The sequence below is a fragment of the Vreelandella sp. H-I2 genome (assembly GCF_052959335.1).
On the sequence record NZ_JBRAMC010000003.1, the window covers coordinates 226,435 to 252,323 of the forward strand.

The 25,889-nt window shown below is 51.1% G+C and carries 21 protein-coding genes; 9 read left to right on the plus strand and 12 right to left on the minus strand.

What is annotated here, in order from left to right:
* Window position 1: 1 nt before the first annotated feature.
* From rsxA to ACUVOF_RS08925, 6 genes are all read right to left on the minus strand, one after another.
* Entirely contained in the window at window positions 2-583 is a 582-nt protein-coding gene (gene rsxA, locus ACUVOF_RS08900; RefSeq protein WP_113267954.1) for an electron transport complex subunit RsxA, read from the minus strand.
* The gene (locus ACUVOF_RS08905) at window positions 580-2,118 is read right to left on the minus strand and encodes a sensor domain-containing diguanylate cyclase (RefSeq protein WP_447044013.1); all 1,539 of its coding nucleotides are present in this window, start codon (window positions 2,116-2,118) and stop codon (window positions 580-582) included. Before ACUVOF_RS08905 ends, rsxA begins: the two co-directional genes overlap by 4 nt.
* Before the next feature lie 165 nt (window positions 2,119-2,283).
* Entirely contained in the window at window positions 2,284-4,320 is a 2,037-nt protein-coding gene (metG, locus tag ACUVOF_RS08910) for a methionine--tRNA ligase (RefSeq protein ID WP_447044014.1), read from the minus strand.
* A 126-nt stretch (window positions 4,321-4,446) separates the two neighbouring features.
* The gene (locus ACUVOF_RS08915) at window positions 4,447-4,728 is read right to left on the minus strand and encodes a hypothetical protein (RefSeq protein ID WP_447044015.1); all 282 of its coding nucleotides are present in this window, start codon (window positions 4,726-4,728) and stop codon (window positions 4,447-4,449) included.
* A 141-nt stretch (window positions 4,729-4,869) separates the two neighbouring features.
* Window positions 4,870-6,051: a 1-acyl-sn-glycerol-3-phosphate acyltransferase gene (locus ACUVOF_RS08920; RefSeq protein ID WP_447044016.1), complete on the minus strand. Its 1,182-nt coding sequence runs from the start codon at window positions 6,049-6,051 to the stop codon at window positions 4,870-4,872.
* Window positions 6,052-6,132: 81 nt separating this feature from the next.
* Complete coding sequence (locus tag ACUVOF_RS08925; protein WP_447044017.1) at window positions 6,133-7,062, minus strand: recombination-associated protein RdgC; 930 nt, start codon at window positions 7,060-7,062, stop codon at window positions 6,133-6,135.
* Between the two features lie 195 nt (window positions 7,063-7,257).
* Between ACUVOF_RS08925 and ACUVOF_RS08930 the strand changes: the two genes are divergently transcribed.
* The 9 genes from ACUVOF_RS08930 (at window position 7,258) to ACUVOF_RS08970 (ending at window position 19,894) form a co-directional block, all read left to right on the plus strand.
* The gene (locus tag ACUVOF_RS08930; protein ID WP_447044018.1) at window positions 7,258-7,692 is read left to right on the plus strand and encodes an acyl-CoA thioesterase; all 435 of its coding nucleotides are present in this window, start codon (window positions 7,258-7,260) and stop codon (window positions 7,690-7,692) included.
* A gap of 152 nt (window positions 7,693-7,844) precedes the next feature.
* The gene (gyrA, locus tag ACUVOF_RS08935) at window positions 7,845-10,571 is read left to right on the plus strand and encodes a DNA gyrase subunit A (protein ID WP_447044019.1); all 2,727 of its coding nucleotides are present in this window, start codon (window positions 7,845-7,847) and stop codon (window positions 10,569-10,571) included.
* Window positions 10,555-11,658, plus strand: a complete 1,104-nt coding sequence (gene serC, locus ACUVOF_RS08940) for a 3-phosphoserine/phosphohydroxythreonine transaminase (protein ID WP_447044020.1) — start codon at window positions 10,555-10,557, stop codon at window positions 11,656-11,658. The genes gyrA and serC overlap by 17 nt, the downstream gene beginning before the upstream one ends.
* Before the next feature lie 6 nt (window positions 11,659-11,664).
* Window positions 11,665-12,756 carry a prephenate dehydratase gene (pheA, locus tag ACUVOF_RS08945; RefSeq protein WP_447044021.1) on the plus strand — a complete coding sequence of 364 codons (1,092 nt, stop codon included), beginning with the start codon at window positions 11,665-11,667 and terminating at the stop codon, window positions 12,754-12,756.
* 5 nt (window positions 12,757-12,761) lie between these two features.
* Window positions 12,762-15,041, plus strand: a complete 2,280-nt coding sequence (locus ACUVOF_RS08950; RefSeq protein ID WP_447044349.1) for a bifunctional prephenate dehydrogenase/3-phosphoshikimate 1-carboxyvinyltransferase — start codon at window positions 12,762-12,764, stop codon at window positions 15,039-15,041.
* Complete coding sequence (cmk, locus tag ACUVOF_RS08955) at window positions 15,034-15,738, plus strand: (d)CMP kinase (protein ID WP_447044022.1); 705 nt, start codon at window positions 15,034-15,036, stop codon at window positions 15,736-15,738. Before ACUVOF_RS08950 ends, cmk begins: the two co-directional genes overlap by 8 nt.
* A 183-nt stretch (window positions 15,739-15,921) precedes the next feature.
* Window positions 15,922-17,601 (plus strand): 30S ribosomal protein S1, encoded by a 1,680-nt coding sequence (gene rpsA, locus ACUVOF_RS08960; protein WP_113267942.1) that lies wholly within the window; start codon window positions 15,922-15,924, stop codon window positions 17,599-17,601.
* A gap of 306 nt (window positions 17,602-17,907) precedes the next feature.
* Entirely contained in the window at window positions 17,908-18,282 is a 375-nt protein-coding gene (locus tag ACUVOF_RS08965; protein WP_447044023.1) for a histone-like nucleoid-structuring protein, MvaT/MvaU family, read from the plus strand.
* Window positions 18,283-19,552: 1,270 nt separating this feature from the next.
* The gene (locus tag ACUVOF_RS08970; protein WP_447044024.1) at window positions 19,553-19,894 is read left to right on the plus strand and encodes a hypothetical protein; all 342 of its coding nucleotides are present in this window, start codon (window positions 19,553-19,555) and stop codon (window positions 19,892-19,894) included.
* Between the two features lie 31 nt (window positions 19,895-19,925).
* Here the strand turns inward: ACUVOF_RS08970 and ACUVOF_RS08975 are convergent, their stop codons facing one another.
* From ACUVOF_RS08975 to pilB, 6 genes are all read right to left on the minus strand, one after another.
* Window positions 19,926-20,801 carry a DNA replication terminus site-binding protein gene (locus ACUVOF_RS08975; protein WP_447044025.1) on the minus strand — a complete coding sequence of 292 codons (876 nt, stop codon included), beginning with the start codon at window positions 20,799-20,801 and terminating at the stop codon, window positions 19,926-19,928.
* A 67-nt stretch (window positions 20,802-20,868) separates the two neighbouring features.
* Complete coding sequence (gene yacG / locus ACUVOF_RS08980; RefSeq protein WP_447044026.1) at window positions 20,869-21,102, minus strand: DNA gyrase inhibitor YacG; 234 nt, start codon at window positions 21,100-21,102, stop codon at window positions 20,869-20,871.
* A 32-nt stretch (window positions 21,103-21,134) separates the two neighbouring features.
* On the minus strand, window positions 21,135-21,737 hold the full coding sequence (gene coaE, locus ACUVOF_RS08985) for a dephospho-CoA kinase (protein ID WP_447044027.1): 603 nt from the start codon (window positions 21,735-21,737) through the stop codon (window positions 21,135-21,137).
* A 67-nt stretch (window positions 21,738-21,804) separates the two neighbouring features.
* On the minus strand, window positions 21,805-22,650 hold the full coding sequence (locus tag ACUVOF_RS08990; protein ID WP_447044028.1) for a prepilin peptidase: 846 nt from the start codon (window positions 22,648-22,650) through the stop codon (window positions 21,805-21,807).
* Between the two features lie 34 nt (window positions 22,651-22,684).
* A complete protein-coding gene (locus tag ACUVOF_RS08995; protein ID WP_447044029.1) occupies window positions 22,685-23,917 on the minus strand; it encodes a type II secretion system F family protein in 1,233 nt (410 codons plus the stop codon).
* Between the two features lie 3 nt (window positions 23,918-23,920).
* Window positions 23,921-25,675, minus strand: coding sequence for a type IV-A pilus assembly ATPase PilB (pilB, locus tag ACUVOF_RS09000; protein ID WP_447044030.1), 1,755 nt, complete (start codon window positions 25,673-25,675; stop codon window positions 23,921-23,923).
* Between the last annotated feature and the right edge of the window lie 214 nt (window positions 25,676-25,889).

Genomic DNA, 25,889 nt, shown 5'->3' on the forward strand with positions numbered 1-25,889 from the left:
TTCACCCTTGTACTAATCCGGAAAAGCCGAGAAATGCCAGCGACATCAGGCTAGCGGTCACCATGGCAATAGCGGCACCTTGGAACGGTTTGGGGATATCTGCCCCGGCAATGCGTTCGCGCATGGCCGCAAACAGTACCAAAATAAGCGAGAACCCCAGCGCGGCGCCCAACCCATAAAGGAGGGTATGAAAAAAACTCAACTCGCGATTTAGCGACAGCAAAGCGACCCCCAGCACTGCGCAGTTAGTCGTGATGAGCGGTAGGAAAATGCCCAGTACTTGATGCAACAGTGGGCTTAGCTGGCGCACCATGATTTCAGTGAACTGCACCACAGCGGCGATGACCACAATAAAACTAATGGTGCGAAGATAAGCGACATCCAGCGGCACAAGCAGCCCGTGGTAGACCACGAAGCTGGCCGCTGACGCCAGGGTCAGTACAAAGGTGGTGGCCAGGGACATACCCATAGCCGACTCTAATTTATTAGAGACCCCCATAAAGGGACACAAGCCCAAAAACTGAACCAGCACGAAATTGTTGACCAGTGCTGTGCTGATCAAAATGATAAATAGCTCACTCATGGCGGCGTATTATGAGAAGAAAATGGGGTATTGGCTAGCGAAGGTGTATAAACCACGGAGCAATGCCGTCCAGCGGCTTTGGCAGCGTATAATGCTTGGTCCGCAGCTGTCATTAAAGCGGTGGGGGTCATAAGTGCCGTACTGTCAAACTGACTAATCCCAATGCTGACGGTGACATGCGGTGCCACAGGCGATACTTGGTGCGGGTACTTTAATTGATCAATGGCATGACTCAAAGCCTCGCTTTTTTCAATCGCCTGGGTAGCTGAAGTGGCAGGCAGCATGGCACTAAACTCTTCACCGCCCGTACGTGCGATAAAAAAACCCTGGTTAGTGGCGACGTCATGCATTGTCTGCGCTACTCGTTGCAAGCACGTATCGCCCTCTGGGTGGCCGTAATGGTCGTTAAATAATTTGAAATGATCAATATCGAGCATCATCACCGACAAGGGTTGGCCGGTGACCAAGGCGATATTAATCACTTCTTGCAGCCGCTGGTCGAACAAACGGCGATTGGGTAAGCCAGTCAATGCGTCATGGGTAGAAAGCTCGATTAGCTCGGCATTAAGCTGTTTTTGGTGTTTAAACTGCTGCTGAAAGGTACGCGCTAATACACCAATTTCATCGTTGCGCTTTATCAGGTTGGCCGAATCGGCCGAGTCGACACTGACTTGCTGGGTAAATTGGGTAAGGGTTCTCAGTGGCTTCAGGATAATACGCTCGAGTAGAAACAGGACAAGGGCAATGACCAAAAGCATTAAGCATGCTGTCCACAAAAGCACGTATCGAAAGGTCTCTAAACTGGCTAAATAGCTGGTGCGATTAAGGTGGGTTCCTAGCTCGATTTGTTCGTTATGTGGATAGGTAGGTAGATAGCGCTGCGCCTGGATGATATTGCCCTTAATAGTAACGGCAACCTCTTTGTCTATAGGCGCATCAACCATAGAAAGGGTAGTTGGTAACCCCGTGTAGTCTTCTATGATGTCACGCCATGCATCATCCATTGGCCTCACTTTAAATAACCAGCCTTGCGGTGGGCCACTTTCGTCAGTACGCAAAATGGGGTTAGAAGCCACCATCAAGGGAGGTGAGCCAGCATAGAGGTTGCTTTTTCCTTGCTGCGGGTCTTCCTCAATAGAGGCCTGCATAGGTCGGATTAACCCTTCCGCCCAACCGCACTCCCGCTCCATGGTATGGCAGGTAGTGTAAAGGTCAGTAGCAGGGTTAATGCCTGCTATAAAATGGACTTGGCCCTCTGCGTTAAAAAACACCATTAGCTGGTAGCGCATTTCTTCAAACATCTGCTGGCTAAAATTTGTATCGGTATAGCCGGGGTAATTGCCTTGGATAAATTCGTAAGTATCGTCCCAAATAGCCCAATCTCGCACTTGGGCTAATAGTTCTTTCTGACTGATCTGAAGGCTGCGCTCAATTTGCTCAAGCTCTTGCATCACTACCGCACGCTCTTCCTTGTGAAGCGCTGGGAATATCACCCATTGACTCAATACCCCTAAGGAAATGAGGGCAAGGAGCAAGACGCCCCCTAAGGCAGCTAAAAAACGAAAGCGTAAAGATCGCGAGAAGATTCGAACCATAAAAAGTGCCTGAGCAAAGCGGTGATGATGTGCGAATAAAGCGGTACTTAAAAACAAAAAGGGCAAAGGCGATTAGCCTCTGCCCCTAATAACCTACTCTCTTTATTACGTTACCCGCTGGCCCGGTTCGGCACCAGTGTCTGGGGAAAGCAGATAAATGCCTTCTTCATTGGCAGAGGCTAATACCATGCCTTCAGACATCCCAAAACGCATTTTGCGCGGTGCCAGGTTAGCGACCATCACGGTCAATCGTCCTTCTAATGCTTCGGGGGCGTAAGCGGAGCGAATGCCGGAGAAGACATTGCGCGTTTCGCCGCCCAGATCGAGAGTCAACTGTAACAGCTTGTCGGCGCCTTCTACGTACTGGGCCTGAGTGATGCGTGCAATCCTTAGGTCGACCTTCGCAAATGTTGCAAAATCGATTTCAGCGGCGATGGGATCATCCGCCAACGGGCCTTTTGGCGCCTCTTTCAATTTCTGCTCTTCCACAAGATCTTCCTTGGATGCTTCAATCATCGCATCGATTTTATCGCGCTCAACGCGCGTCATGAGCGGTTTGAATTTGTTGATTGAATGATCTGTCAGGACACTTTGTCGAGTGTGCCAGTCGAGTGATTCGACATTCAAAAACTCACGGGCATCTTCAGCCATGGCGGGAACCACGGGAGCAAGATACACCATTAACTGGCGGAATAAATTAATACCTACCGAACATATCTCCAAGACTTCTGCATCGCGCCCATCCTGCTTTGCCAGTGCCCAGGGTTCTTTATCTGCTATGTAGGTGTTGGCCTCATCCGCCAGTTCCATAATTTTGCGCATTGCCCGACTGAATTCGCGCGATTCAAAGTCGTCGGCAATATCGTCACCCGCGGCAATAAAGCGGGCGACCATTTGTGGCTCAGCGCAATGTGTCGAGAGTGTGCCGCCGCCAAGTTTTTTCACAAAACCGGCGCACCGGCTGGCAATATTGATCACTTTGCCAACCAGATCGGAGTTTACCCGTGCAGCAAAGTCTTCCAAGTTTAAATCTAAATCATCAACTTTGGAGGTGAGCTTGGCGGCAAAATAATAGCGCAAGTATTCCGGGTTAAGATGATCGGCGTAGGTGGCGGCTTTAATGAACGTTCCGCGGGATTTCGACATCTTGGCGCCGTCTACCGTTAGGAAGCCATGGCAGTTGACGGCCGTTGGCGTACGAAGGTCGGCGCCATGCAGCATAGCGGGCCAGAACAGCGCGTGGAAGTAGACGATATCTTTGCCGATAAAGTGATATACCTCGGCGTCGGATCCCTTTTCCCAGAAGCTGTCGAAGTCGATACCTTGGCGATCGCATAGGTTTTTAAAACTGGCCAAATAGCCAATCGGCGCATCTAACCATACATAAAAGTATTTGCCCGGCGCGTCAGGTATTTCAAAGCCAAAGTAAGGCGCGTCGCGGGAAATGTCCCATTCATTAAAGCCGGACTCAAACCACTCCATCAGCTTGTTACGGATTTGCGGCTGAACGTGGCCGTCGTCAATCCAGCGCTGCAAGAAGTCGGCAAAGTCGGGCAGCTTAAAAAAGTAATGGGTCGAGGTGCGCACTTCGGGCGTGGCGCCAGAAATCGCCGAAACAGGATTAATTAAATCGGCGGGGGTGTAAGTCGCGCCACACTTCTCACAGTTATCGCCGTACTGGTCGTCTGCCCCGCATTTTGGGCAGGTGCCTTTAATAAAGCGATCAGCTAAGAACAAGCCTTTTTGCGGGTCAAACATTTGCTCTATATCGCGCGTGGCAATATGGCCTTTATCCCGTAAGCGCTTATAGATCATTTCACTGAAATAACGGTTTTCAGCGGAGTGGGTTGAGTGGTAATTGTCGAAACCAACGCCAAAACGAGCAAAGTCAGTTTGATGATCCTGAGAAACCCGTTCAATCAGTGCTTCCGCAGTAATGTTTTCCTGCTCAGCACGCAACATGATAGCGGTGCCATGGGCATCATCGGCACATACGTAGTAGCACTGCTGGCCACGGCTTTTCTGGAAACGTACCCAGATATCAGTCTGGATATACTCAAGTAAGTGACCGAGGTGAATGGCTCCGTTAGCATAAGGGAGCGCGCTTGTCACCAAAATGTTGCGCGTGGCGGTAGTAGGCATGGTGAAGGTTAATTCCGAGTGGATAATGGTGCCGGTCAGGCGATAACAAACAAGACGGCGAAGCCGCTATCGCTTCGCCGGTAACGTTGCCTAAGGTAACGTTTAATACAATGCTTTCTAAACCCTTTAATACAAGGCTTGCTCTTCTTGAACCACTTCGCGCAGTAGCTCTAAAAAGAGTTTATCAGCTTCAGAGTGCTCCGCTGGGTCTTCCGGGATGTGCACGCTAGTTGTGTCGGATATTTCGTTAGCAATGCGTGCCATCGCCGCAGCATTACTGCCTTCGGTCAAGTGTTGACGGGCAATCGCCAGCGATTGCTCAAGAATTTTAGGGTCTTGTAATAACTTGCGAATAAAACCACGTAGCTCATTGATGACACGTGTTTTCTGAATTTCTGAACCGGACATGGAAGTCTCCTTAGGATCGCGGTTGACGGCAGCGCCAAGCGGGACCAATCACTGCTTTGACCATAGCATTTTTTCTGCCAACGGGCATGAGTTGCCTGGTATAAAAACGACAACTTAAAGGCACCAGCCCAAAACGTCAGTTTAAAGCGTCAGTCTACCTGCTTTATGCTTAACAGGGTTCGCGTACTGGGCGAGCCAGTAAGGGCGCAGTGGCTCAGGTACCTCAGCAAGCCGCGCATTAAAGCGTTCTCTGTCTTGGCGCGTAATGGCTTTGCGTGCTACCAGTTCAGGCGCTTCACCCAGTGCTTCCAGCGCTAAATAGTGGCTTGGAAATAGACGATAGCCACCAATTACCTGGCGATCTATTTCAGCCGCTACTTCATCAGGCGTTGCCATGTCAGACCCAACAGGGGTGCCGAAGTGTAATCGTACGCGTCCTTTGGAGCCGGTAATGCCTGCGACAATGGAGCGAATGTCTTCAAACTCCTCTTTGGCGTAACTACCCTGGGTATCGATGTCGTGCAGCTCTTGGGCCTTTTGTACATCGCAGGGATCGTACTCATAGCTAATCGATACGGGCACGAGCTTCAGCTCGGCAATCGCATCACCGAATACCATATCGCGCTCTGAAGCACGTCTCGCCATGATTAGCATTTTGATGATGGCTGGCTCGGTGTGATCAATGCCGTTCTTGGCCCGTCCTTCGCGCTGCGCCATCCATATCGAGTGTTGATCTTCAGTAATGGTGTGGCGAATATAGGCGGAAAGTTGCTGATATGCCGCCAGCATTGCACGTTTGCCACGCGCACTGCGCGGCACAATAAAGCTTTTATTAAGCCGCATCAGATCGGTGACATAAGGTTTTTTGAGCAAATTATCGCCAATAGCGATACGCACCGTGCCCCGGTTTGCCTGATACAGCGCGTAGTTTACGAACGCTGGGTCCAGCGAGATATCACGATGATTACCAATAAAGAGGTAAGCACCGTTAGGATCAAGCTTATCAAGGCCAGTCACTTCAAACGCATCGGTGGTGGTACGAATCATGCGTTCCATATAGTGGGCAATGCGCATTTGAAATTCGTAAACCGACGAAACATCTTTAACTTCACGGCGTACCGCGCGACTGGCAAAACCACGTGCCAACGACGGCGCCCAGCGTGCTAAGCGCGGCAGTCGAAAGCGGGTGAGCGCATCCAGCAGCTCATTATCCCGTGAGAGCCTAGCAAGAACATCGGCTACTTCGTGATCCATGAAAGGCCGAATATCGGCCCACGGGTCTGTCTCGATAGAGGCAATGGGAGCGTTGTTATGATGAGTCATGCGAACCGTTGGATGATAAATCGTTGGTGATTAGGAATAGGTGCCGATTAATACCATAGAGGTGAAAAGGCTATAGAGCCCTTACTGCGCCGCGGGTTCCCGCTGCGTTTCACCGCCGAGCCACTCTATCAAGCGAGGAATGTCATCGGATAGCGCCTGTGCCATTAGAATAAAGTCCGTTTCCAAACGAGCAAGGGCGTCATCGTCGTCATCAGCATGGTCGGCTTCTTCGATAAGGGCGTCGCCAAAGCGTAATGATTTCAACGCAAGATCATCATGCAGGATAAAGCTTAAGCGTCCTTCCAGGCTAATCGCGAGTTTGCTGGCTTGGCGGCCGCTCTCAAGCAATTGCTGGATCTCATCGCTGTCTAAATCGACTTGGCGTGCGCGCAATACGCCGTCGTCACCTTTGGCTTTAAGTTCGACTTGGTCGCCAAGCTGCAAGTCAGCTGGGCGGCTTGCAGTGTCGCCAAGCCAGGTGGTCATTGCGCGAATAGGTAGTGTTTGCGAGCTGAGCGGCGTGACTTTTAAACTGCCCAATGTTTCTCTTAATAGATCCAAGATATCTTCAGCGCGGGTGCGCGAGCTGGCGTTAATGCCAATCAACTGGCTGCGGGTATCCCACCATAGGTCGATTTTCTGACTGCGGACAAAGGCACGCGGCAGTAAGTTTTCGGTGACCTGCTCTTTTAACGCGGTCTTCTCTTTGCGGGTCACTTTGCGGCTTTCGCTGGCTTCAATATCAGCGACTAGCTCGTCAACTTCTTCTTTTACCACGGAAGCAGGTAATAGACGCTCTTGGCGCAGCGCGGAAAGCAGGCGATGTGCTTGAATTTCGTGAACGAGCTGACCACCGCCTAAACGTCCTGCTGGCGCCGTCCAACCTAGGCGGCGCGCATCGGCGTTGCCAAGTGGTTTGGCGGCATGCTCTTGTAAGGCGCTAGCGAGCGCATCGCTGGTTATCTCGGGCGCGTCGTGTAGCCGGTATAAATGCAAGTGCTTAAACCACATGGGGCCAATCCTGTTCAAAAGGTGGCACATTATGGCGAAAGCGAGGCATTCCTACCAGCGGCTGGCGCCAATCGGTTTTGTTGCACGTGTTTAAAACTTATGTTTGATTATGGTTTTGGCAATCACTGCTTTTTTCTAACCTTTATTTTCTCTCCAATCCGATCCAATCCAATCAATCCAAGCAAAGGAGCTGTTATGACTGCATCACTCTCTAGAGTGCAATTGCGCGTCCGAGGCTATCACCTGGATGGCTATGGCCATGTTAATAACGCTCGTTACCTGGAGTTTATGGAAGAGGGGCGTTGGGATTTTTTTGATCATCACCCTGATATGATCAAAGAGCTTCATCAAGCTGGGCGGGCGTTCGTCGTCGTCAATTTGAATATTGATTATTTGGCCGCTGCACGTCACGGGGATGATTTAGAGATAATGACGGGGATTGTTGAGGTCGCTGAGCGCAGCGGGCTCTGTCATCACCGTATTGTGCGCAAGGATGGCACCGTGATAGCTCAGGCGGATTTAACTTTCGTTCTGTTGGATATGCAGGCTAATAAGGCCGCTGCCATTGAGGGAGATGTGCGTGAGGCATTAGCTACATTAACGTTGGCGAAAGAGGCATTTACCCCCTAAATGGCTTTGGTGAGCTCCCTGGCTGCCCTTGCTGCTTTTGCGGTGGTATGATGGCAGGGTATTTGCGCGCCGTTCTATTGTTTTAATAGGGCGGTGTTTTTAAGCGCTTTCAACTCTCGCAGTGCCAATGCAGTGCAAAGGATCTAACTTTCATGGGTGACATCGCCAGAGAAATCTTGCCCGTCAATATTGAAGACGAGCTCAAACAGTCGTATCTCGACTATGCGATGAGCGTCATTATCGGTCGCGCGCTTCCTGATGTGCGGGATGGCCTTAAACCGGTTCACCGGCGTGTGCTGTTTGCCATGCATGAACTGGGTAATGATTGGAATAAACCGTACAAAAAGTCGGCGCGTGTCGTCGGCGATGTCATCGGTAAATACCATCCGCACGGCGATAGCGCGGTATACGACACCATCGTACGGATGGCGCAGCACTTTTCGATGCGCCATGTGCTGGTCGACGGTCAGGGTAATTTCGGTTCAATTGATGGGGATAACGCAGCCGCCATGCGTTACACCGAGGTGCGTATGTCGCGCCTTGCCCATGAGCTGCTCGCGGACCTGGAAAAAGATACCGTCGATTGGGTGGATAACTACGACGGCACCGAGCGTATTCCCGCCGTATTGCCTACTAAAGTACCCAACCTGCTGATCAACGGCTCATCGGGTATCGCCGTCGGCATGGCGACCAATATACCGCCGCATAATATGCGTGAAGTGATTGACGGCTGTTTGGCGTTAATCGATGACTATACGCTGTCGGTGGATGATTTAATGGAATACATCCCCGGTCCTGACTTTCCTACCGGCGCGATCATCAATGGCCGTGCGGGCATTTTGTCCGCCTACAGAACAGGCCGTGGGCGCATTTATGTGCGTGCTTGTCATACCATCGAGCACCACGATAAAACCGGTCGTGATCACATCATCATTACCGAGCTGCCTTACCAGGTGAACAAAGCGCGGTTGATCGAGAAGATCGCCGAGCTGGTGAAAGAGAAGAAGATCGAAGGCATCGCCGAGCTGCGCGATGAGTCAGATAAAGATGGCCTGCGCGTAGTCATTGAAATTAAGCGAGGTGAGTCCGGCGAAGTCGTGGTCAATAACCTGTTTGCTCAAACACAGCTGCAGAACGTGTTCGGCATTAACATGGTGGCGCTGGAAAATGGCCAGCCGCGTACGCTCAATCTGAAAGAGATGCTGGAAGCCTTTATTCGTCACCGGCGCGAAGTGGTGACCCGGCGTACACTGTATGAGCTGAAAAAGGCCCGTGAGCGTGGGCATTTGTTGGAAGGTCTGGCTGTCGCTATCTCAAATATCGATGAAGTGATTGAGCTGATTAAAGCCTCGCCCAATGCGGCCGAAGCGCGTGAAAAGCTGCTTGCTAAAACCTGGCAACCTGGCCAAGTAACCGCCATGTTGGAGCGTGCCGGGGCGACTTCTTGCAAGCCAGAAGAGCTGGAAGAGGGCTTTGGTCTAAACACTGCGGCCACCTCTTATCGGCTTTCGCCTGCCCAGGCCCAGGCTATTCTTGAGCTACGCCTGCACCGCTTGACGGGGCTTGAGACCGAGAAGCTGCTCGACGAATACTTAAATATTCTTGAAAAAATTGCCGAACTCACCGAGATTTTGGCCTCTGCGGACCGCTTGATGGAAGTGATTCGTGAAGAGCTGCATGCCGTACGTGATCAGTTTGGTGATGATCGCCGTACTGAAATTCAGGCCAGCCATTTAGATCTCTCCATTGAAGATTTGATCGCCGAAGAAGACATGGTCGTTACCGTGTCGCGCTCAGGCTATGCCAAAACTCAGCCGCTGTCCGACTATCAGGCTCAGCGTCGTGGCGGCCGTGGTAAGTCTGCCACCGCAATGAAAGACGAAGATGTTATTGAGCACCTGCTGGTGGCGTCTACTCACGATACCGTGTTGCTGTTCTCTAATCGCGGCAAGGTGTACTGGCTGAAAGTGTATGAAATGCCCAACGCCAGCCGCGGTTCGCGGGGTAAGCCCCTGGTTAATATGTTGCCGCTTGAAGAGGGTGAGGCCGTTAACGCCATCTTGCCGGTACGCGACTACGACCCCGAGCACTATATTTTCTTTGCGACGGCCAAGGGCACCGTCAAGCGGACCAGTCTTGAGCAGTTCTCGCGCCCACGCAGTGTTGGCCTGATTGCGATTGATTTGGAAGAGGGTGACCGCTTGGTCGGTGCAGCAATTACCACGGGTAACGACCATGCCATGCTGCTGTCGTCTAACGGCAAGGCGATTCGCTTTGAAGAGGGCAACGCCCGCGCTATGGGCCGGACTGCTCGCGGCGTGCGCGGTATGCGCTTGGCAGGTGATGCGGAAGTCATCAGCCTGATTATTCCGAAGAGCCAGCATATTGACGCCGAAGCGGATATTGACAACGAAACGCAGGATGGCAGCCAGGAGGAAAGAGGCGCCGAAACCGCTGAGGGTCAAATCTACATTATGACCGCCAGTGAGAACGGTTACGGTAAGCGCACCCGTCTGGAAGAATTTCCGCTGCGTGGCCGTGGTGGCCAGGGTGTTATTGCCATGCAGACCAGTGAGCGTAATGGTTCCCTAGTGGCAGCGATGCAGGTTTATGACAGCGATGAAATGATGCTGATCACTGACCGCGGCACGCTTGTACGTACGCGTGTGGAAGAGGTCTCAACGACGTCGCGTAATACCCAGGGTGTAATGCTGATTCGCCTTGGTAAAGAGGAGAAGCTGGTCAAGACGGTGCGTGTTGATGAGCCGGAAGAGAGCGATGAAATAAGCGTTCTTGAGGAAGTCAGCGCTGACGGCACCCAGGCCAGTGAATCATCCGATGACGCACAGGAAACAGGGTCCGATGACACGTCACTATAATTTCTGCGCAGGGCCAGCGGCCCTGCCAGCCGCCGTGCTGAAACGCGCCCAAGAAGAGTTGCTGGACTACCAGGGCCGTGGCCTTTCCGTGATGGAAATGAGCCACCGCAGCGATGAATTTGTCGCCATTGCCGAACGCGCTGAAGCCGACTTCCGTCAGCTCCTAGGTGTGCCGGATAATTATAAAGTCCTGTTCTTGCAGGGTGGCGCCAGTATGCAGTTCGCCATGCTGCCCATGAACCTGTTGGGGCAGGGTGGTAGCGGTAACTTTATCCAGACCGGTATTTGGGGCAAAAAAGCGCTTAGTGAAGCCAAGCGTCTTGGTTTTGGTTGCCATGTGGCAGCCAGTAGTGAGCCTAACGGCCATAGGGAAGTGCCTGCATTGGATAGCATTGAAATAAGTGATGATGCTGCCTATTTGCACTACACCTCTAACGAGACGATTGGCGGATTGGAGTTTGATTATACGCCCCATGTGCAGCGCGCTGATGGCGCTAACGTGCCACTTGTTTGCGACATGTCGTCGAACATCCTTTCCGGACCGATCGATGTCAATGAGTTTGGTGTGATTTATGCCGGTGCACAAAAAAATATAGGCCCCGCCGGCCTGACGTTGGTGGTTGTGCGTGATGACCTATTAAGTAAAGCGCAGCCGGGCATTCCTTCACTGTTTGATTACCAAATGCTGGCTGACGCCGGTTCGATGGTGAATACGCCGCCCACTTACGCCTGGTATTTGGCCGGCTTGGTGTTTCAGTGGCTAAAAGAAGATGTCGGTGGTGTGGCTGCCATGGATGCCATTAACCAGCGTAAGGCCGATAAGCTTTACGCGGCGATTGATGGCAGCGATTTTTATAGCAACCCCATCGCTAAGCACAATCGCTCGCGGATGAACGTGCCCTTTGTGTTAGCCGATGCGGCGCTGGATAAGTTGTTTTTACAGCAAGCCGATGCGGCGGGGCTACTTAATTTAAAAGGCCACCGCAGCGTGGGCGGTATGCGGGCCAGCCTATATAACGCGGTACCTGAGTCGGCAGTCGATGCGTTGATCGCATTTATGGCCGATTTTGAACAAACAAGGGGCTAAACCACCATGTCCGACACGTCGATCAAACTGGATGAGCTGCGCCAGCGTATCGATCAACTCGATAGTGATATCCTTAACCTGATTAGTGAGCGCGCCAGCTGTGCCCAGCAGGTGGCCCACGTTAAGCTGATTGAAGATAAGGATGCGGTGTTTTACCGTCCTGAGCGAGAAGCACAAGTTCTGCGTCGAATTATGGCGTTGAACAAGGGGCCGCTCGATTCAGAAGAAATGGCGCGCTTGTTTCGTGAAATCATGTCGGCGTGTTTGGCACTTGAACAGCCTGTCAAAGTTGCTTATCTGGGCCCTGAGGGCACCTTTACTCAACAGGCGGCACTTAAGCATTTTGGCGAAAGTGCTATTAGTATGCCCATGGCCGCTATCGATGAAGTGTTTCGTGAAGTGGAGGCAGGCGCCGTGCACTACGGCGTTGTGCCAGTGGAAAACTCCACCGAAGGTGTCGTCAATCACACCCTTGATACCTTTATGGACTCCTCGATCAAAATATGTGGCGAAGTAGTGCTGCGTATACACCATCATTTATTGGTCAGTGAAACGACCCGTCGCGATAAGGTTTCGCGAATTTATTCTCATCCTCAGTCATTCGGCCAGTGCCGCAAATGGCTGGATGCGCATTATCCCCATGCCGAACGAGTGCCGGTTTCTTCCAATGCCGAAGCGGCTAAGCTAGTTAAAACCGAGTGGCATAGCGCAGCGATTGCTGGCGATATGGCGGCTAAGCTTTATGGTTTGGACTATATCGCCGATAAAATTGAAGATCGGCCAGATAACTCCACGCGGTTTTTGATTATTGGTAATCAGGATGTGCCCATGGCAGGCGAGGATAAGACCTCGATTGTGGTCGCCATGCGTAATCAACCGGGTACGCTGCATGCGTTGCTTGAGCCGTTTCATCGCCACCAGGTTGATTTAACGCGCCTGGAGACGCGCCCTTCGCGTACCGGTGTATGGAACTATGTCTTTTTTATTGATTTTAAGGGCCATCGCGATGATCCACGAGTCGCCGCTGTACTTGAAGAAGTACAGCTGAGAGCGGCGGATTTACGTGTGCTGGGTTCCTATCCGATAGGCGTGCTGTGACATTAATGGCCGACGAAAACCTAAAAACCCCTATCTGTCATGAATCACGTCTTCTAATTATTGGTCTGGGATTAATTGGTGGTTCGCTAGCCGCAGCACTGCGCGAGTCAGGGTTTCAGGGGCAAATTGCTGCCTGCGACCCTGATAGTAATGAGATCGCTCTCGGTATCGAGATGGGCTTAATCGATACTGGGGGTACGCACCTGTACGAACAGTTGCGTGACGCATCCATGGTGGTGCTGGCGGTGCCGGTGCTCGCTATGGAAAGCGTCATGGCTACGCTAGCTGAGACACTGCCTTATGCCGCCCGGAACGTCGTATTGACCGATGTCGGTAGTACTAAAGCGACCATCCGTGCCTACGCTGAGAAAATATTTGGCCAAGTACCCACTAATATGGTGCTGGGGCACCCCATTGCTGGTTCTGAAAAAAGCGGCGTGGCGGCGGCAAATCCTCGCCTTTATGTAGATCACAAGGTCATCCTGACGCCTGAGCCCAACGTGGACCGCAACGCATTAGAGCGTGTCCGTCTTTTATGGCAAGCCTGTGGCGCCGATGTGTTGGAAATGGACGTAGAGCGACATGATCAAGTATTGGCGCGTACCAGCCATTTACCGCATCTGCTAGCCTTTTCATTAGTGGATACGCTGGCGCGTCAGGATGAGCGGTTAGATATTTTTCGTTACGCGGCAGGCGGTTTTCGTGACTTTACCCGCATTGCAGGCAGCGATCCTGTCATGTGGCGGGATATTTTTATCGCCAATAAACAAGCGGTGCTGGCATCGCTGGATGATTTTGAAGCAGGGCTTAAGCGCTTGCGCTATGCGGTAGAGACAGATGACAGTGATGCGCTGATTGCCACCTTTGATCGGGCGAGCCATGCTCGGCACTATTTCGACTCTTTATTGAACAAAACCAGTTATCAGGCGGAATATCATATGCAACCACAAGGTGAGGTCACCTACCGTGTGCAGCCGGGCGGTCAAGCCCAGGGGCGTTTGCGCGTTCCTGGCGATAAATCCATGTCGCATCGCTCCATTATGTTGGGTGCACTGGCGGAAGGTGTCACCGAAGTAAAAGGTTTTCTTGAAGGCGAAGATAGCCTGGCGACCCTGCAGGCATTTCGTGAAATGGGCGTGGCTATTGAAGGGCCGCACCAGGGCCGAGTGACGATCCATGGTGTCGGTATGCATGGCTTGAAAGCCCCCGCCGGTCCACTTTATGTGGGTAACTCGGGTACCGCCATGCGGCTTTTCTCTGGATTGCTGGCTGGTCAGGCATTTGATAGTGAATTAACCGGCGACGAGTCGTTGACCAAGCGACCTATGGGGCGTGTGGCTGACCCGCTGCGCTTGATGGGCGCCACTATTGATACGGCTGAGGGCGGGCGCCCACCGCTCAAAATTCACGGCGGCGCTAACCTTAAAGGCATTCATTACGATATGCCTATGGCCAGTGCCCAGGTTAAATCCTGCTTGCTACTAGCCGGGCTGTACGCTGAAGGCGAAACTCGGGTACGTGAACCCGCGCCTACACGTGACCACACCGAGCGTATGCTCAATGGTTTCGGCTACGCGGTAACTCGTGAAGGTGATACCTGCTGGCTAGTGGGTGGTGGAAAACTTACCGCAGGCCCCATTGATGTGCCATCGGATATCTCTTCGGCGACGTTCTTTTTAGTTGCCGCCGCGATTACCCCAGGCGCTGATATTACCCTTGAGCACGTGGGTATTAACCCTACCCGGATTGGCGTGATCAATATTCTTACCCTGATGGGGGCTGATTTAGCATTAGAGAATGAGCACGAAGTAGGTGGCGAGCCAGTGGCTGATATTCGTATTCGTTACGCGCCGCTGAAGGGTATTGATATTCCCGTCGATCAAGTGCCGCTAGCGATTGATGAATTCCCCGCACTGTTTATTGCCGCCGCTAATGCTGAAGGCGTGACCCGTCTCAGAAGTGCTGAAGAGCTACGCGTTAAAGAGTCTGATCGCATTCAGGCGATGGCAGATGGCTTAGCCGTTTTAGGTGTGCAGCACACCGTAGTGGAAGATGGCATCGATATTGTCGGCAACGGCGATGAAAAAGTGCCAAGTTATGGTGGCGGGCGTATCGATAGCCTGGGCGATCACCGCATTGCCATGGCGTTTGCGATTGCATCGCTTCGTGCTAGCGAGGAAATTGTTATTGAAGACTGTGCTAATGTGGCCACTTCTTTCCCTGATTTCGTTACGCTAGCGACTCGAATAGGTATGGCCATGAGTGTGGAGGGTGCGCATGAATGATCGTGAGGCCGCGCTGACTGTGCCTATTCTCACCATCGATGGCCCTGGCGGTGCAGGTAAAGGCACTATCAGCGGTTTAATAGCAGAGCGTCTAGGCTGGCATTTGCTGGATAGCGGCGCGCTATATAGGCTGACGGCGCAAGCCGCTGTTAAGCATAACGTGGCCCTAGATGACGAATTAGGGCTGGCGCGCTTAGCAGAAAAGCTGGATGTGGCATTCCCGGTTGAAGAGGGTCTGCCCCGCACGTTGCTGGAAGGCGAGGACGTTGGTCAAGCGATCCGCACCGAGCAAGCTGGTGAGCGTGCTTCCCAGGTGGCGGCGCTGCCTGCGGTGCGTCAGGCATTACTGCAACGTCAGCGTGATTTTTGCCAAACGCCGGGATTGGTAGCCGATGGTCGTGATATGGGAACAGTGGTTTTCCCTGACGCGTCCCTCAAGATTTTTTTGACGGCAAGTGCCGATGAAAGAGCGCGTCGACGTCATCTGCAGTTGCAGGAAGCCGGGGTGAATGCTAGTCTTTCGAGTCTTTTAAAGGAGATTCAGGCACGCGATGCACGCGACACGCAGCGCAGTGTGGCTCCTCTCAAGCCGGCAGATGATGCCATTACGCTTGATACCACGCGCCTGAGCATACCGGAAGTGGTAGATCGATTGACCGAACTGCTCGCCCAAAGAGGGCTGGTAAGCGGCGTGTGATTCTCCCTTGCGGCGCTTTTGGATTGGTGTCACGACGTGGCAGGGCACTAAACTCACATCGGTGAGCCCGGTCAGGTCTAACCAGCGTTAACACCCCCAAAGGCTGAGTGACATTAGGCCCGCACTTGCTGGTGGTGCGGAGAAGGCATTTATGCCTCAACAACGTAATTACGTAGGAACACCATGAGCGAAAGCTTTGCTGAGCTGTTTGAACAGTCTCTTAACGACATCAACATGGAGCCAGGCGCTATCGTCGCGGCCCAGGTTGTCGACATTGACGGTGACTGGGTTACTGTCAACGCTGGTCTGAAATCTGAAGGTCAGATCCCTGCGTCACAATTCCGCGATGAGCACGGTAATCTGAACATCGCTATCGGTGACGATGTGCACGTGGCACTTGAAGCCGTTGAAGATGGCTTCGGTGAGACGCGTCTGTCCCGTGAAAAAGCCAAGCGCGCAGAAGCTTGGAAGATTTTGGAAGCAGCCTTCGAGAAAGACGAAATCATCAAGGGCGTTATTAACGGTAAGGTTAAAGGTGGCTTCACGGTTGAAGTTGACTCTATCCGCGCCTTCCTGCCAGGCTCCTTGGTTGACGTTCGTCCCGTTCGCGATACTGCGCACCTGGAAAACAAAGAGCTGGACTTTAAAGTCATCAAGCTCGATCCGAAGCGCAACAACGTTGTGGTATCACGTCGTGCGGTTCTGGAAGCAGAAAACAGTGCAGAGCGCGAAGCGCTGTTGGCCACTCTGCAAGAAGGTCAGCAAATCAAGGGTATTGTTAAGAACCTGACAGACTACGGCGCTTTCGTAGACCTGGGTGGTGTTGACGGCCTGCTGCACATCACAGACATGGCGTGGAAGCGTATTAAGCATCCGTCTGAAATCGTTGCTGTTGGCGACGAGATCAACGTCAAGGTTCTGAAGTTTGACCGTGAGCGTAATCGCGTTTCACTGGGTCTGAAGCAATTGGGCGAAGATCCGTGGGTCAACATTAAAGAGCGTTATCCGGAAGGCATGAAAGTACACGCTGTCGTCACTAATCTGACTGACTACGGTTGCTTTGCCGAGTTGGAAGAGGGTGTTGAAGGTCTGGTTCACGTGTCTGAAATGGACTGGACCAACAAAAACATCCATCCGTCTAAAGTCGTTCAAGTGGGCGATGATGTTGACGTCATGGTGTTGGATATCGACGAGGAACGTCGTCGTATTTCACTGGGTATCAAGCAGTGCACTGCTAACCCATGGGAAACCTTCAACACGGATTATAACAAGGGCGATCGCGTTTCAGGCACCATCAAGTCTATTACTGACTTCGGTATCTTTATCGGCCTAGAAGGCGGTATTGACGGTCTGGTTCACCTGTCTGACATTTCTTGGTCTGATACTGGCGAAGAAGCCGTACGCAACTTTAAGAAAGGTGACGAAGCTGAAGCCGTTATCCTGTCTATTGATCCAGAGCGTGAGCGTATCTCGCTGGGTATCAAGCAGATGGATTCTGACCCCGTTGCTGAGTATCTGTCAGTTAACGATAAGGGCAGCATCGTAACGGGTCGCGTCATTGAAGTTGATGCTAAAGAAGCGCAAGTTGAGTTGGCGACTGACGTTGTTGCTGTTCTGAAAGCTTCCGAAATCAGTGCTGACCGCGTAGAAGACGCGCGTAATGTTCTGAATGAAGGCGACAGTGTAGAAGCTCGTATTGTCAGTGTTGATCGTAAGAGCCGTCAGATTAACCTGTCGGTAAAAGCGAAAGATCAAGATGATACGCGTCAGAACCTGAAGAAGATGCGTGAGCAAGAGCCGGAAACAGCGGGTGGTCCGACCACTATCGGTGATCTGATCAAGCAGCAGATGGGCCAAGACTAATTTCTTATTAGTTATTGGTTTGTAAAAAGCGCCGCCCTTATGGGCGGCGCTTTTGTTTGTATAGTAGAGTACCTGTAATAGCCGAATAGATAGTCCCCAGAGAGTGCATATTTTATTCGGTCCGAAACACTTTAAATAACAATTGTGTTTTTAAAACGATTAGTAATTGAGTAAATATCAACTAGACTATTGTCAGTTAGCCTTTTTACAGGAATAATGTCACAGCATTCTGAACTAGTGGGTGCCAAGTATGCACCTAAACCAGTTGGACCCCGTTCAGTTGGATACGTTACTAAAGGAACCCCGATGTCATTACTTAACGAATATATTCAAAAAGAGCAGCAGCTAAAGCAGCTTCAAGAAGACCTTCAGCGTTTAGAAGGCGATCAGCGTCTAAAAAGCGAGTTAGAATTTAAGGCCAAGCTTGAAGCGCTTATGACTGAGTTCGGCAAGCGTCCTAGCGACGTCATTGCTTTATTAGATCCTGCAGCTGACCAGCGCAGTGCTAAAACGACAGCAAGTGGTAATGCTCGCCGTAAGCGTCGTCTTAAGATTTACAAAAACCCTAAAACAGGGGAAGTAATCGAAACCCGCGGCGGCAACCATAAAGGTCTACGCAGTTGGAAAGACGAGCATGGCGATGAGGCCGTTGAGTCATGGCTGGTGCGCATGGAAGACTAAGTAATTAATGACCGGCATTTCTATTCAGAAATGCCGTTTTTTATTGTCCGTCCTATGCCCAGCTGATTATCAAAGACATTACCACTGATAAATGCTTGCTGGTGTGGGGTGCGAAGTTCTAAGCGGTTTGTTCGCCATAATGACGATTGACATGATCGCTAACATGACAGCTACCCTGTCTGCATAGTGATTTAAATTGCATAGTGATTTAGCTCGCAGGCGCCAGAGCTCCATAAAGATCAGCTAAATCGCCGATCGCATGCTTGCATCGTCATAGGTTGGCATGTAGCCATGTCGATGAGGAACTGGCAAAGTAACGCTTTTTGTATTTGTCTGTATGTTCGGGTAAAAGGACATTGGCGGTACGACAAGAACCCCAGGAATAGTTAACAAGCGCATTCGTCTTTCTGAGAATACGTCAGGCAGGGCAATGATGGTCTTAAATAGGCGTAGTAGCGCCTATAACACGGTTATTGCTTGTTGTGGTATCCTGGCATACCCTAACGCTTTGACGCGCTCTGTCGCTTTCTAGAAGTCCATTAGGACTGTTTGTCGGATGCTGGGTTTTTCGATACGCATGTCGGAATGTTGTTAAAATCACATAGAGCCATCAAGTGATAGAAGGCGATCTCATCGTTCGCCGAAAATGGCGGGGCTTCAAATGATAGTAACGCCGAAGCGCCTTAAAAAAAGAAGAGTTGTTAGGGGCTTTCCGCAAGGTATCGCAATTTGCGCTATATTGAGGGGGTGCGCTAGTCGCCTTCGCCGCGTGTTCTAATCGCTTTCTTCACTCAGCCCTTCACGAAGCCCTTTATGATAGGCACTTGGTGAGATAGGAAAGCTTTGGCAAACTAGCGTCGAAGTTGAGAAGTCAATATCCTATGTGGGTAGCAGGGGTTTCATGGGCAGCAAAGTCTTCGTGGATAGCAAGGCTTTCGATGCCTAGCGGCTTACTACTTGTTTTCTGCAGCCAGAGCTTAGCTTGAGTCATCGCTTTAAACATTATTTGGCCTTCGTGAGTGATTCGTACAGGTCTTTATTATCCTACCTGTCGTGACTCTGCTAAGCGCTTTATTGTTGGTGACTTGTCTGAATAGCTTGTCTGAATAGCTTGCCTGAATAGAGAGAAGCGTTCGGGCTTTATGCAGGCAACTGAGTGGTAAAGTAAATCTTCCGATTTTATACGCGTTGGTGCGCAGTTTTTTGTGGGTAAAAACACTACGTTAGCAGTCATTTCGACCATTTAAAGAAAGGTGTAAATGAAACATCGATGAAATATCAAAAGGTTCAAAAGCCAGTAGATGAGCGTGAGAAGCTGCGGAAGTTTCGTGAGTTGGATGACGCCTTTGCGCAGGCTTTACGTCAGTTAGATGATCCGAATAGTGATTTTGATATACCGACAGGTCCGCCGGTACGCTCGCTTGCGGCATTGGAACAAGAAGATGTAGAAACCCAACATAAGGAACAACAACAAGAGCAGGAGCGTATTTTCAAACAGCGCTTTGAAGCTTTGTTGAGTGAATATGGCGTGGGTCATTACGACCTGGCCGAATTGGTTGAAACGTTACTTGGTTATGGTCTATGGCAGCAGGATATAGTGCCTGGTAATTAGCACCTTCGAATTTACTGGTGGCTATACGTGCTTAGCGGTAACGGTAAACACGCAGGCTCGGCAGAAACACTTCCTGTTCTAGCTTTTCATCGCGCCGTCGCGCTCTTGTACGAGTGGTCGGTGGCTGTAAAGCAGGCAGGTTAATATGAGGCAGCCGTTGACCATTGGCGGGCACGAAAATTGGCATGGCAGCATTCAGCGCCCGTCTCGTATGTCCATCGGCGAGTGGCTCGGTAAAAAAAAGATTTGCCCGCATAAGCGGAGCCTGGGTTTGCACTTGGGCCAGGATTTCACCGCTAGGAATACTGGCTAATTTACGCAGTTGAATCCGGATATGCGGCGCATCAGTATCAAGTTGCATCAGCTTACGTTCGGCTTCTTGCACGGTTAACCGCTTAATTGAACGTCCACTGCTATACCAGGCGAAGCGAACACGTGAGACTGGCGCCTGCGCGATAGGTAATTGCCGCCAGCTCTGTTTAAGGTGCAGGCGCGCTAGCCCATTACGACGTAGCACCTCATCGATATATGGGTGGCGCTTGGGCAGACGGCTTTTTGCATCACTGAGTGACCCTGGGAAGCTCTTTTTAATATCCTGCAATAGTTCGCTAAAGTTGGCTTTAGCTTGGTTGATAGCGTCTATCGCCGTCAGCAGTTCCTCGTTGGCAGCCACTATCGCGATGTAATTGCGCGTTTCGCGCCCATCTTGCTCTTGCTCATGCCACATATCGAACAGTGCTTCACGCAGCCAATGGGCAGTGGGTGTCGTTTGATGAAAAACCCACGTAGGCGGTTGCTGCTGTTCGTATAGTGAGACGGCGGCCTCAATTGTTTCAAGTAAATAGTCAAATTGCTGCTCCAACTGAAGCAGCAGACGATAGGCCGAAGGCGATGGTTGGTCAGACATTGTCTCCGCCCTGATCGGTTACGGGGTTGGGGAAGTCAGCTATATGGCTTACTAAGAGAGGTGCGCACTAAGAGAGAGGCGCATCCTTGTCAGCTTGCGCCAGAAGCGTTTCTATATCGGCTTCATCCATCGCGGATTCGCCCGAGATACGGTGCGACTCATCGGCCCACGCGCCTAAATCTAACAGTTGGCAGCGCTTACTGCAGAAAGGGCGGTAAGTGCTTTCGGGCAACCAAGACACTCGCTTAGCACACTGCGGGCAATTAACTTCAAGTGGGGAATCGTTTGCAGGGCGAGTCATAAAAACTCCATTAGGTTGTCAAGCGCGATATTTTAGTCGTTAAGCAGCCGGCGATAACGTTCATCAAGCCGAACCACTTGTTCCATCATGCTGGCATGGTCACCGCTGTTATCTATCACGTCATCTGCCTTTGCTAGCCGTTGTTCGCGAGAAAGTTGGGCGGCGAGAATAGCATGCACTTGGCTTTCACTTACTCCATCACGCTGTAGGGTTCTCGATAATTGTAGCGCTTGCGGCACATCCACCACGAGGCTGCGGCTAACCAGTGCATCTTGCCCCGACTCAAATAATAATGGTGACACAAGCAATACATAGGGCGTCCCTTGAGTTTTAAGGCGCTCCAAATGCTGCAATAGCCGCTCTCTTATTTTGGGATGTGTTAGTGATTCTAGCCACTGCCGGTGTTCGGGATGCTTAAATACAATGTCGCGTAAGGCTGCGCGATTAAGCGTACCATTCAGATGGATGATCTGGTCACCGAAGCGCTTTTTGATGGCTATTAGCGCGGGTTCCCCAGGTAAGACAATCTCTCTGGCGACATCGTCGGCATCAACCCAGGGGGCACCGAGTGTTTCAAATGCGCGAGCCACCGTCGATTTACCCGAGCCTATGCCGCCGGTTAATCCGATAATCATCTACTGCCCCACATAGCTAAGTTATCTGTCGTTAGGTTAATGATAGCTAGGTTGTTAATGGTGAAATTTAAATAAGTAGGCTGAGGTACAACGCCATTAGCTCATCACCGACTAATAACGCTATCCAACCAGCAAACGCGAGAAAAGGGCCAAAGGGAAACGGTACGCCGCGTAAGCAGGGTGAGCAGGCTTGGGTCACCAGTCCAACGATTGCTCCAAGCCCAGCGGAAAGTATCAACACCAACGGTAAAAAGCTCCACCCTAGCCAAGCTCCTAGCGCTGCCAGCAGCTTAAAGTCCCCAAAGCCCATGCCCTCTTTGCCAGTGACCAGTTTGAATAACCAATAAAAACTCCATAACGAAAGATAACCCACCATGACGCCAATAACCGCATCAGACAGCATGAATGGCTGGAAGAAAAGCTGAAAAAGTAAGCCTGCCCACAACAGCGGAAGGGTAAGAGCATCAGGCAATAGCTGGGTACGAAAATCGATAACGGCGAGCGCTAACAGCGTCAAGCAAGCACCGTAAATGAACAATGACTCAGGAGTAAGTCCATGGAGCGCCAGAACAGCCAAGGCAAGTAGTCCAGCCGCCATCTCTACTAATGGATATTGAATGCTAATGGGTTTTTGGCAGGCAGCGCAGTGACCGCGGCGCTTTATCCAGCCAATAAGCGGTAGGTTGTCGTGCCAAGCGATAGGCGCTTCACAGCGCGGGCACATGGAGCCAGGGGTTGCCAAGTTAAAGCGTGGAGCGTGTTCGTCACCTAGTTCAAGCGCTGCGCGTGCCTCGTGGCGCCAGCGACGCATTAGCATCACAGGCAAGCGTGTAATTACCACGTTGAGAAAACTGCCTAGGCACAACCCGATTAAAAAAATGATTAGCCACGCGATGAGCGGAGGGTGATGCATGTAGCTCCTTGGGAATTTAATGCGTTAGAAAAACTTAGAGGGCAGCGCCCAAATCAAAGATAGGTAAATACATGGAGACGACAACACCGCCGACTAATACGCCCAGTACCACAATGATGATGGGTTCCATCAGCGACGTGAGCGCATCGACTTTATTATCCACTTCTTCTTCATAGTAATCAGCGACACGGTTCAGCATAGCATCCAACGAGCCCGCTTCTTCACCAATGCTGACCATCTGGATCGCCAATGGAGGGAAGCGGTTGGTCATCCGCATAGCGAAGTGTAATTGCTGCCCAGTCGCAACATCCTGGCGTGTTTGTACCACCGCACGTTCGTACACTTTATTACCCGTGGCGCCGGCGGCAGTGTCTAAGCCTTCGACTAGCGGAACGCCAGAGGCAAAGGTAGTTGCTAATGTACGTGAGAAGCGAGCAATAGCAGATTTGTGCATAATATCGCCAATCACTGGGAAGCGCAGCAATAAGGCGTGCATACGATAGGCGATGTTGGGTGAACGCTGCATGCTTATTTTGAGTATTAGTACGGCGGCAATCACGGTACCGAGCGCCATTAGCCAATAACGCTGGGCAAATTCGGACAAATTCACGGTCATTTGGGTTAATGCAGGAAGCTCAGCACCAAAACTTTGAAACATATTTTCAAATTCAGGCACCACTTTAATTAACAGCAGCATGGTAACGGCGATGCCAATCGTCATAACGGCACATGGATACCAAAGCGCTTTCTTAACCCGCGCTTTAAGTGACTCTACCTTCTCTTTGTAAGTCGCAATACGATCCAGCATCTGATCCAGCGCACCTGATTGTTCGCCAGCGTCGACTAAGTTAACGAACAGACGATCAAAATGTTTAGGGTGGCGGCGCAATGCATCGGAAAAGCTAGCGCCAGATGACACATCGCTCATCATATGCTGGACGAGAGCGACCATCGCTGGTTTTTTAAGGCTCTCGGCAACTACCTGCAACGCCTGTAACAAGGGAATACCCGCTCGAATCATGGTGGCCATTTGGCGCGCAAAAACCATAACGTCGTTGGGATTAATACGACCATTACCGCCCAGGTTGCCTTTTTTGTTTATACGGCGGATAGCGATATTTTGTTTCGTAAGCTCAGCGGCTACTTCAGTTTTGCTCCGACCAATCATCTCACCGCTTAGCGGCCTATCCTGCGGGCCTTTACCACTCCATTTCCAGCGGGCTAACTTGATGGGAGGCGATTGGCGTCTACGTGCTGTTTTCGCCATGCCTTACTCCTTACTCACTCGGTTAATCTCTTCCAGGCTAGTAATACCTTGCATGACTTTTAACAAGCCGCTGCGGTGAAGACTGGGATAACCCTCTTTACGCGTCTGATAGTCGATATCTAACGCATTGGCATCACGCATGATCAATTGACGCATTGCTTCCGTAATAGGTACGACTTCATAAATGCCAATACGGCCTTTGTAGCCATGGGTACAGTGTTTACAGCCAACTGGCTTGTAAATAGTGGCTTGGTGAATTTCCTCAATGCTGAAACCCTCTTTGCGCAATGCTTCGTGAGGAATATCAATAGGCTCTTTACAATGCATACAAAGTTTACGAGCGAGACGTTGGGCAATAATCAAACTAACGGCGCTAGCAATGTTGAATGAGGAAACGCCCATGTTAGCCAAGCGAGTGAGCGTTTCGGCCGCTGAGTTGGTGTGCACAGTAGAGAGCACCAAGTGACCCGTTTGCGCGGCCTTAACTGCAATTTCTGCCGTTTCAAGGTCGCGAATCTCGCCCACCATCACGACGTCAGGGTCTTGGCGAAGAAACGCACGTAAAGCGCTGGCAAAATCTAGCCCTATTTTGGGCAATACGTTTACCTGGTTGATGCCGGCTACTTTGATTTCAACCGGGTCTTCGGCTGTACAAATATTTCGTTCAACTTTATTCAGGATGTTAATGCCGGTATACAGCGAAACGGTTTTACCGCTACCGGTCGGGCCGGTTACCAGAATCATGCCCTGGGGCTGTTTCAATGCTTGCTCATAGTGACCACGTTGCTCATCGGTAAAACCCAACTGTTCGATCCCTAACTGCGCAGCGGTAGGGTCTAAGATCCGTAGCACTATTTTTTCGCCATACACCGTGGGAAGGGAGTTAACACGAAAATCGAGTGAGCGTATGCGTGAAAGTTTAAGTTTGATCGCCCCGTCCTGAGGTAAACGACGCTCAGAAATATCGAGGCGCGCCATGATTTTTAGACGCGCCGCGATTCGACTGCGCATAGCAAAGGGGGGACGTGCGACTTCAATTAGCATGCCATCAACACGAAAACGCACCCGGTAGAGTGTTTCGTAAGGCTCAAAATGAATATCGGACGCGCCACGACGGATGGCATCTAGCAGGATTTTATTCACAAATTTAACGATAGGCGCGTCCTCACTGTTTTGAGAGGACTCTTCTAGCGGTACTTCGTTATCATTGTTGTTAACGATATTGAGCGAGCTGACGGCATCGTCAATATCGTCTAGCTCATCCAACATGCCGCGTTCGTTTTGAGCAAGGTAGTTATTCAGTGCAATCGTAATTTGGCCCACGGGCGCGAGGACGCCTTCAACACTTAGCCCTGTGGCAAACTGTAGCTCATCCAGTTGAGTCAGTGTCGCGGGGTAGGGCACTGCTACCGTGAGGCGATGGCCGTGGCGTGCTAATGGCAATACGTTAAGGTTCTGCAACACTTTAATGGGGTAGTCAGAGGCGGGCGGTAGAGTGTTCAGGCGTAACGCTTCTAAATCAACGACCGGAAGCCCGTACTCCCAGCCAGCCGCCACGGTGGCTTGAATAGGGTCGACCAAGCCGCTTTCAATCACATGCTGAAGTAACGATATTTCCAAATCCGACGCCGTTGTGTCCGCTGTTGCGGCCTGGGCATCAGTCAATAACCCGTGCTTGACCAAGCGCTGCGCAATGCCGCGCAGGCCACCGCGAGAAGCTGCGTGGCTTAAGGTTGACTCAAAAGGGGGCTGGCTCATCAAAAAAAACCTGTTTTACATCAGCATAGGCGAACTACTTGTACCACACATTAGCGTTTACAGGCACTAAATGACTGGTTATTAAAAGCAGCTAAAGTAGTGCGAAGCTGGGCCGATAGGATTAAGAACGCGTGTTGTAAAAATAGATCGTGCAAGCTAATGTAGCGTCTATTAATTCTAATTCTTTTTAAGGGGTTCGCTCCCTTACAAAGGC

Coding starts and splice junctions, on each gene's coding strand:
- coaE (WP_447044027.1), bottom strand. CDS start 21,737: ATGATTATCGGATTAACCGGCGGCATAGGCTCGGGTAAATCGACGGTG.
- rsxA (WP_113267954.1), bottom strand. CDS start 583: ATGAGTGAGCTATTTATCATTTTGATCAGCACAGCACTGGTCAACAAT.
- ACUVOF_RS08995 (WP_447044029.1), bottom strand. CDS start 23,917: ATGGCGAAAACAGCACGTAGACGCCAATCGCCTCCCATCAAGTTAGCC.
- ACUVOF_RS08930 (WP_447044018.1), top strand. CDS start 7,258: ATGACTGCATCACTCTCTAGAGTGCAATTGCGCGTCCGAGGCTATCAC.
- ACUVOF_RS08915 (WP_447044015.1), bottom strand. CDS start 4,728: ATGTCCGGTTCAGAAATTCAGAAAACACGTGTCATCAATGAGCTACGT.
- ACUVOF_RS08990 (WP_447044028.1), bottom strand. CDS start 22,650: ATGCATCACCCTCCGCTCATCGCGTGGCTAATCATTTTTTTAATCGGG.
- pilB (WP_447044030.1), bottom strand. CDS start 25,675: ATGAGCCAGCCCCCTTTTGAGTCAACCTTAAGCCACGCAGCTTCTCGC.
- ACUVOF_RS08920 (WP_447044016.1), bottom strand. CDS start 6,051: ATGACTCATCATAACAACGCTCCCATTGCCTCTATCGAGACAGACCCG.
- pheA (WP_447044021.1), top strand. CDS start 11,665: ATGTCCGACACGTCGATCAAACTGGATGAGCTGCGCCAGCGTATCGAT.
- rpsA (WP_113267942.1), top strand. CDS start 15,922: ATGAGCGAAAGCTTTGCTGAGCTGTTTGAACAGTCTCTTAACGACATC.
- serC (WP_447044020.1), top strand. CDS start 10,555: ATGACACGTCACTATAATTTCTGCGCAGGGCCAGCGGCCCTGCCAGCC.
- ACUVOF_RS08925 (WP_447044017.1), bottom strand. CDS start 7,062: ATGTGGTTTAAGCACTTGCATTTATACCGGCTACACGACGCGCCCGAG.
- yacG (WP_447044026.1), bottom strand. CDS start 21,102: ATGACTCGCCCTGCAAACGATTCCCCACTTGAAGTTAATTGCCCGCAG.
- metG (WP_447044014.1), bottom strand. CDS start 4,320: ATGCCTACTACCGCCACGCGCAACATTTTGGTGACAAGCGCGCTCCCT.
- ACUVOF_RS08975 (WP_447044025.1), bottom strand. CDS start 20,801: ATGTCTGACCAACCATCGCCTTCGGCCTATCGTCTGCTGCTTCAGTTG.
- ACUVOF_RS08965 (WP_447044023.1), top strand. CDS start 17,908: ATGTCATTACTTAACGAATATATTCAAAAAGAGCAGCAGCTAAAGCAG.
- ACUVOF_RS08950 (WP_447044349.1), top strand. CDS start 12,762: ATGGCCGACGAAAACCTAAAAACCCCTATCTGTCATGAATCACGTCTT.
- ACUVOF_RS08970 (WP_447044024.1), top strand. CDS start 19,553: ATGAAATATCAAAAGGTTCAAAAGCCAGTAGATGAGCGTGAGAAGCTG.
- gyrA (WP_447044019.1), top strand. CDS start 7,845: ATGGGTGACATCGCCAGAGAAATCTTGCCCGTCAATATTGAAGACGAG.
- cmk (WP_447044022.1), top strand. CDS start 15,034: ATGAATGATCGTGAGGCCGCGCTGACTGTGCCTATTCTCACCATCGAT.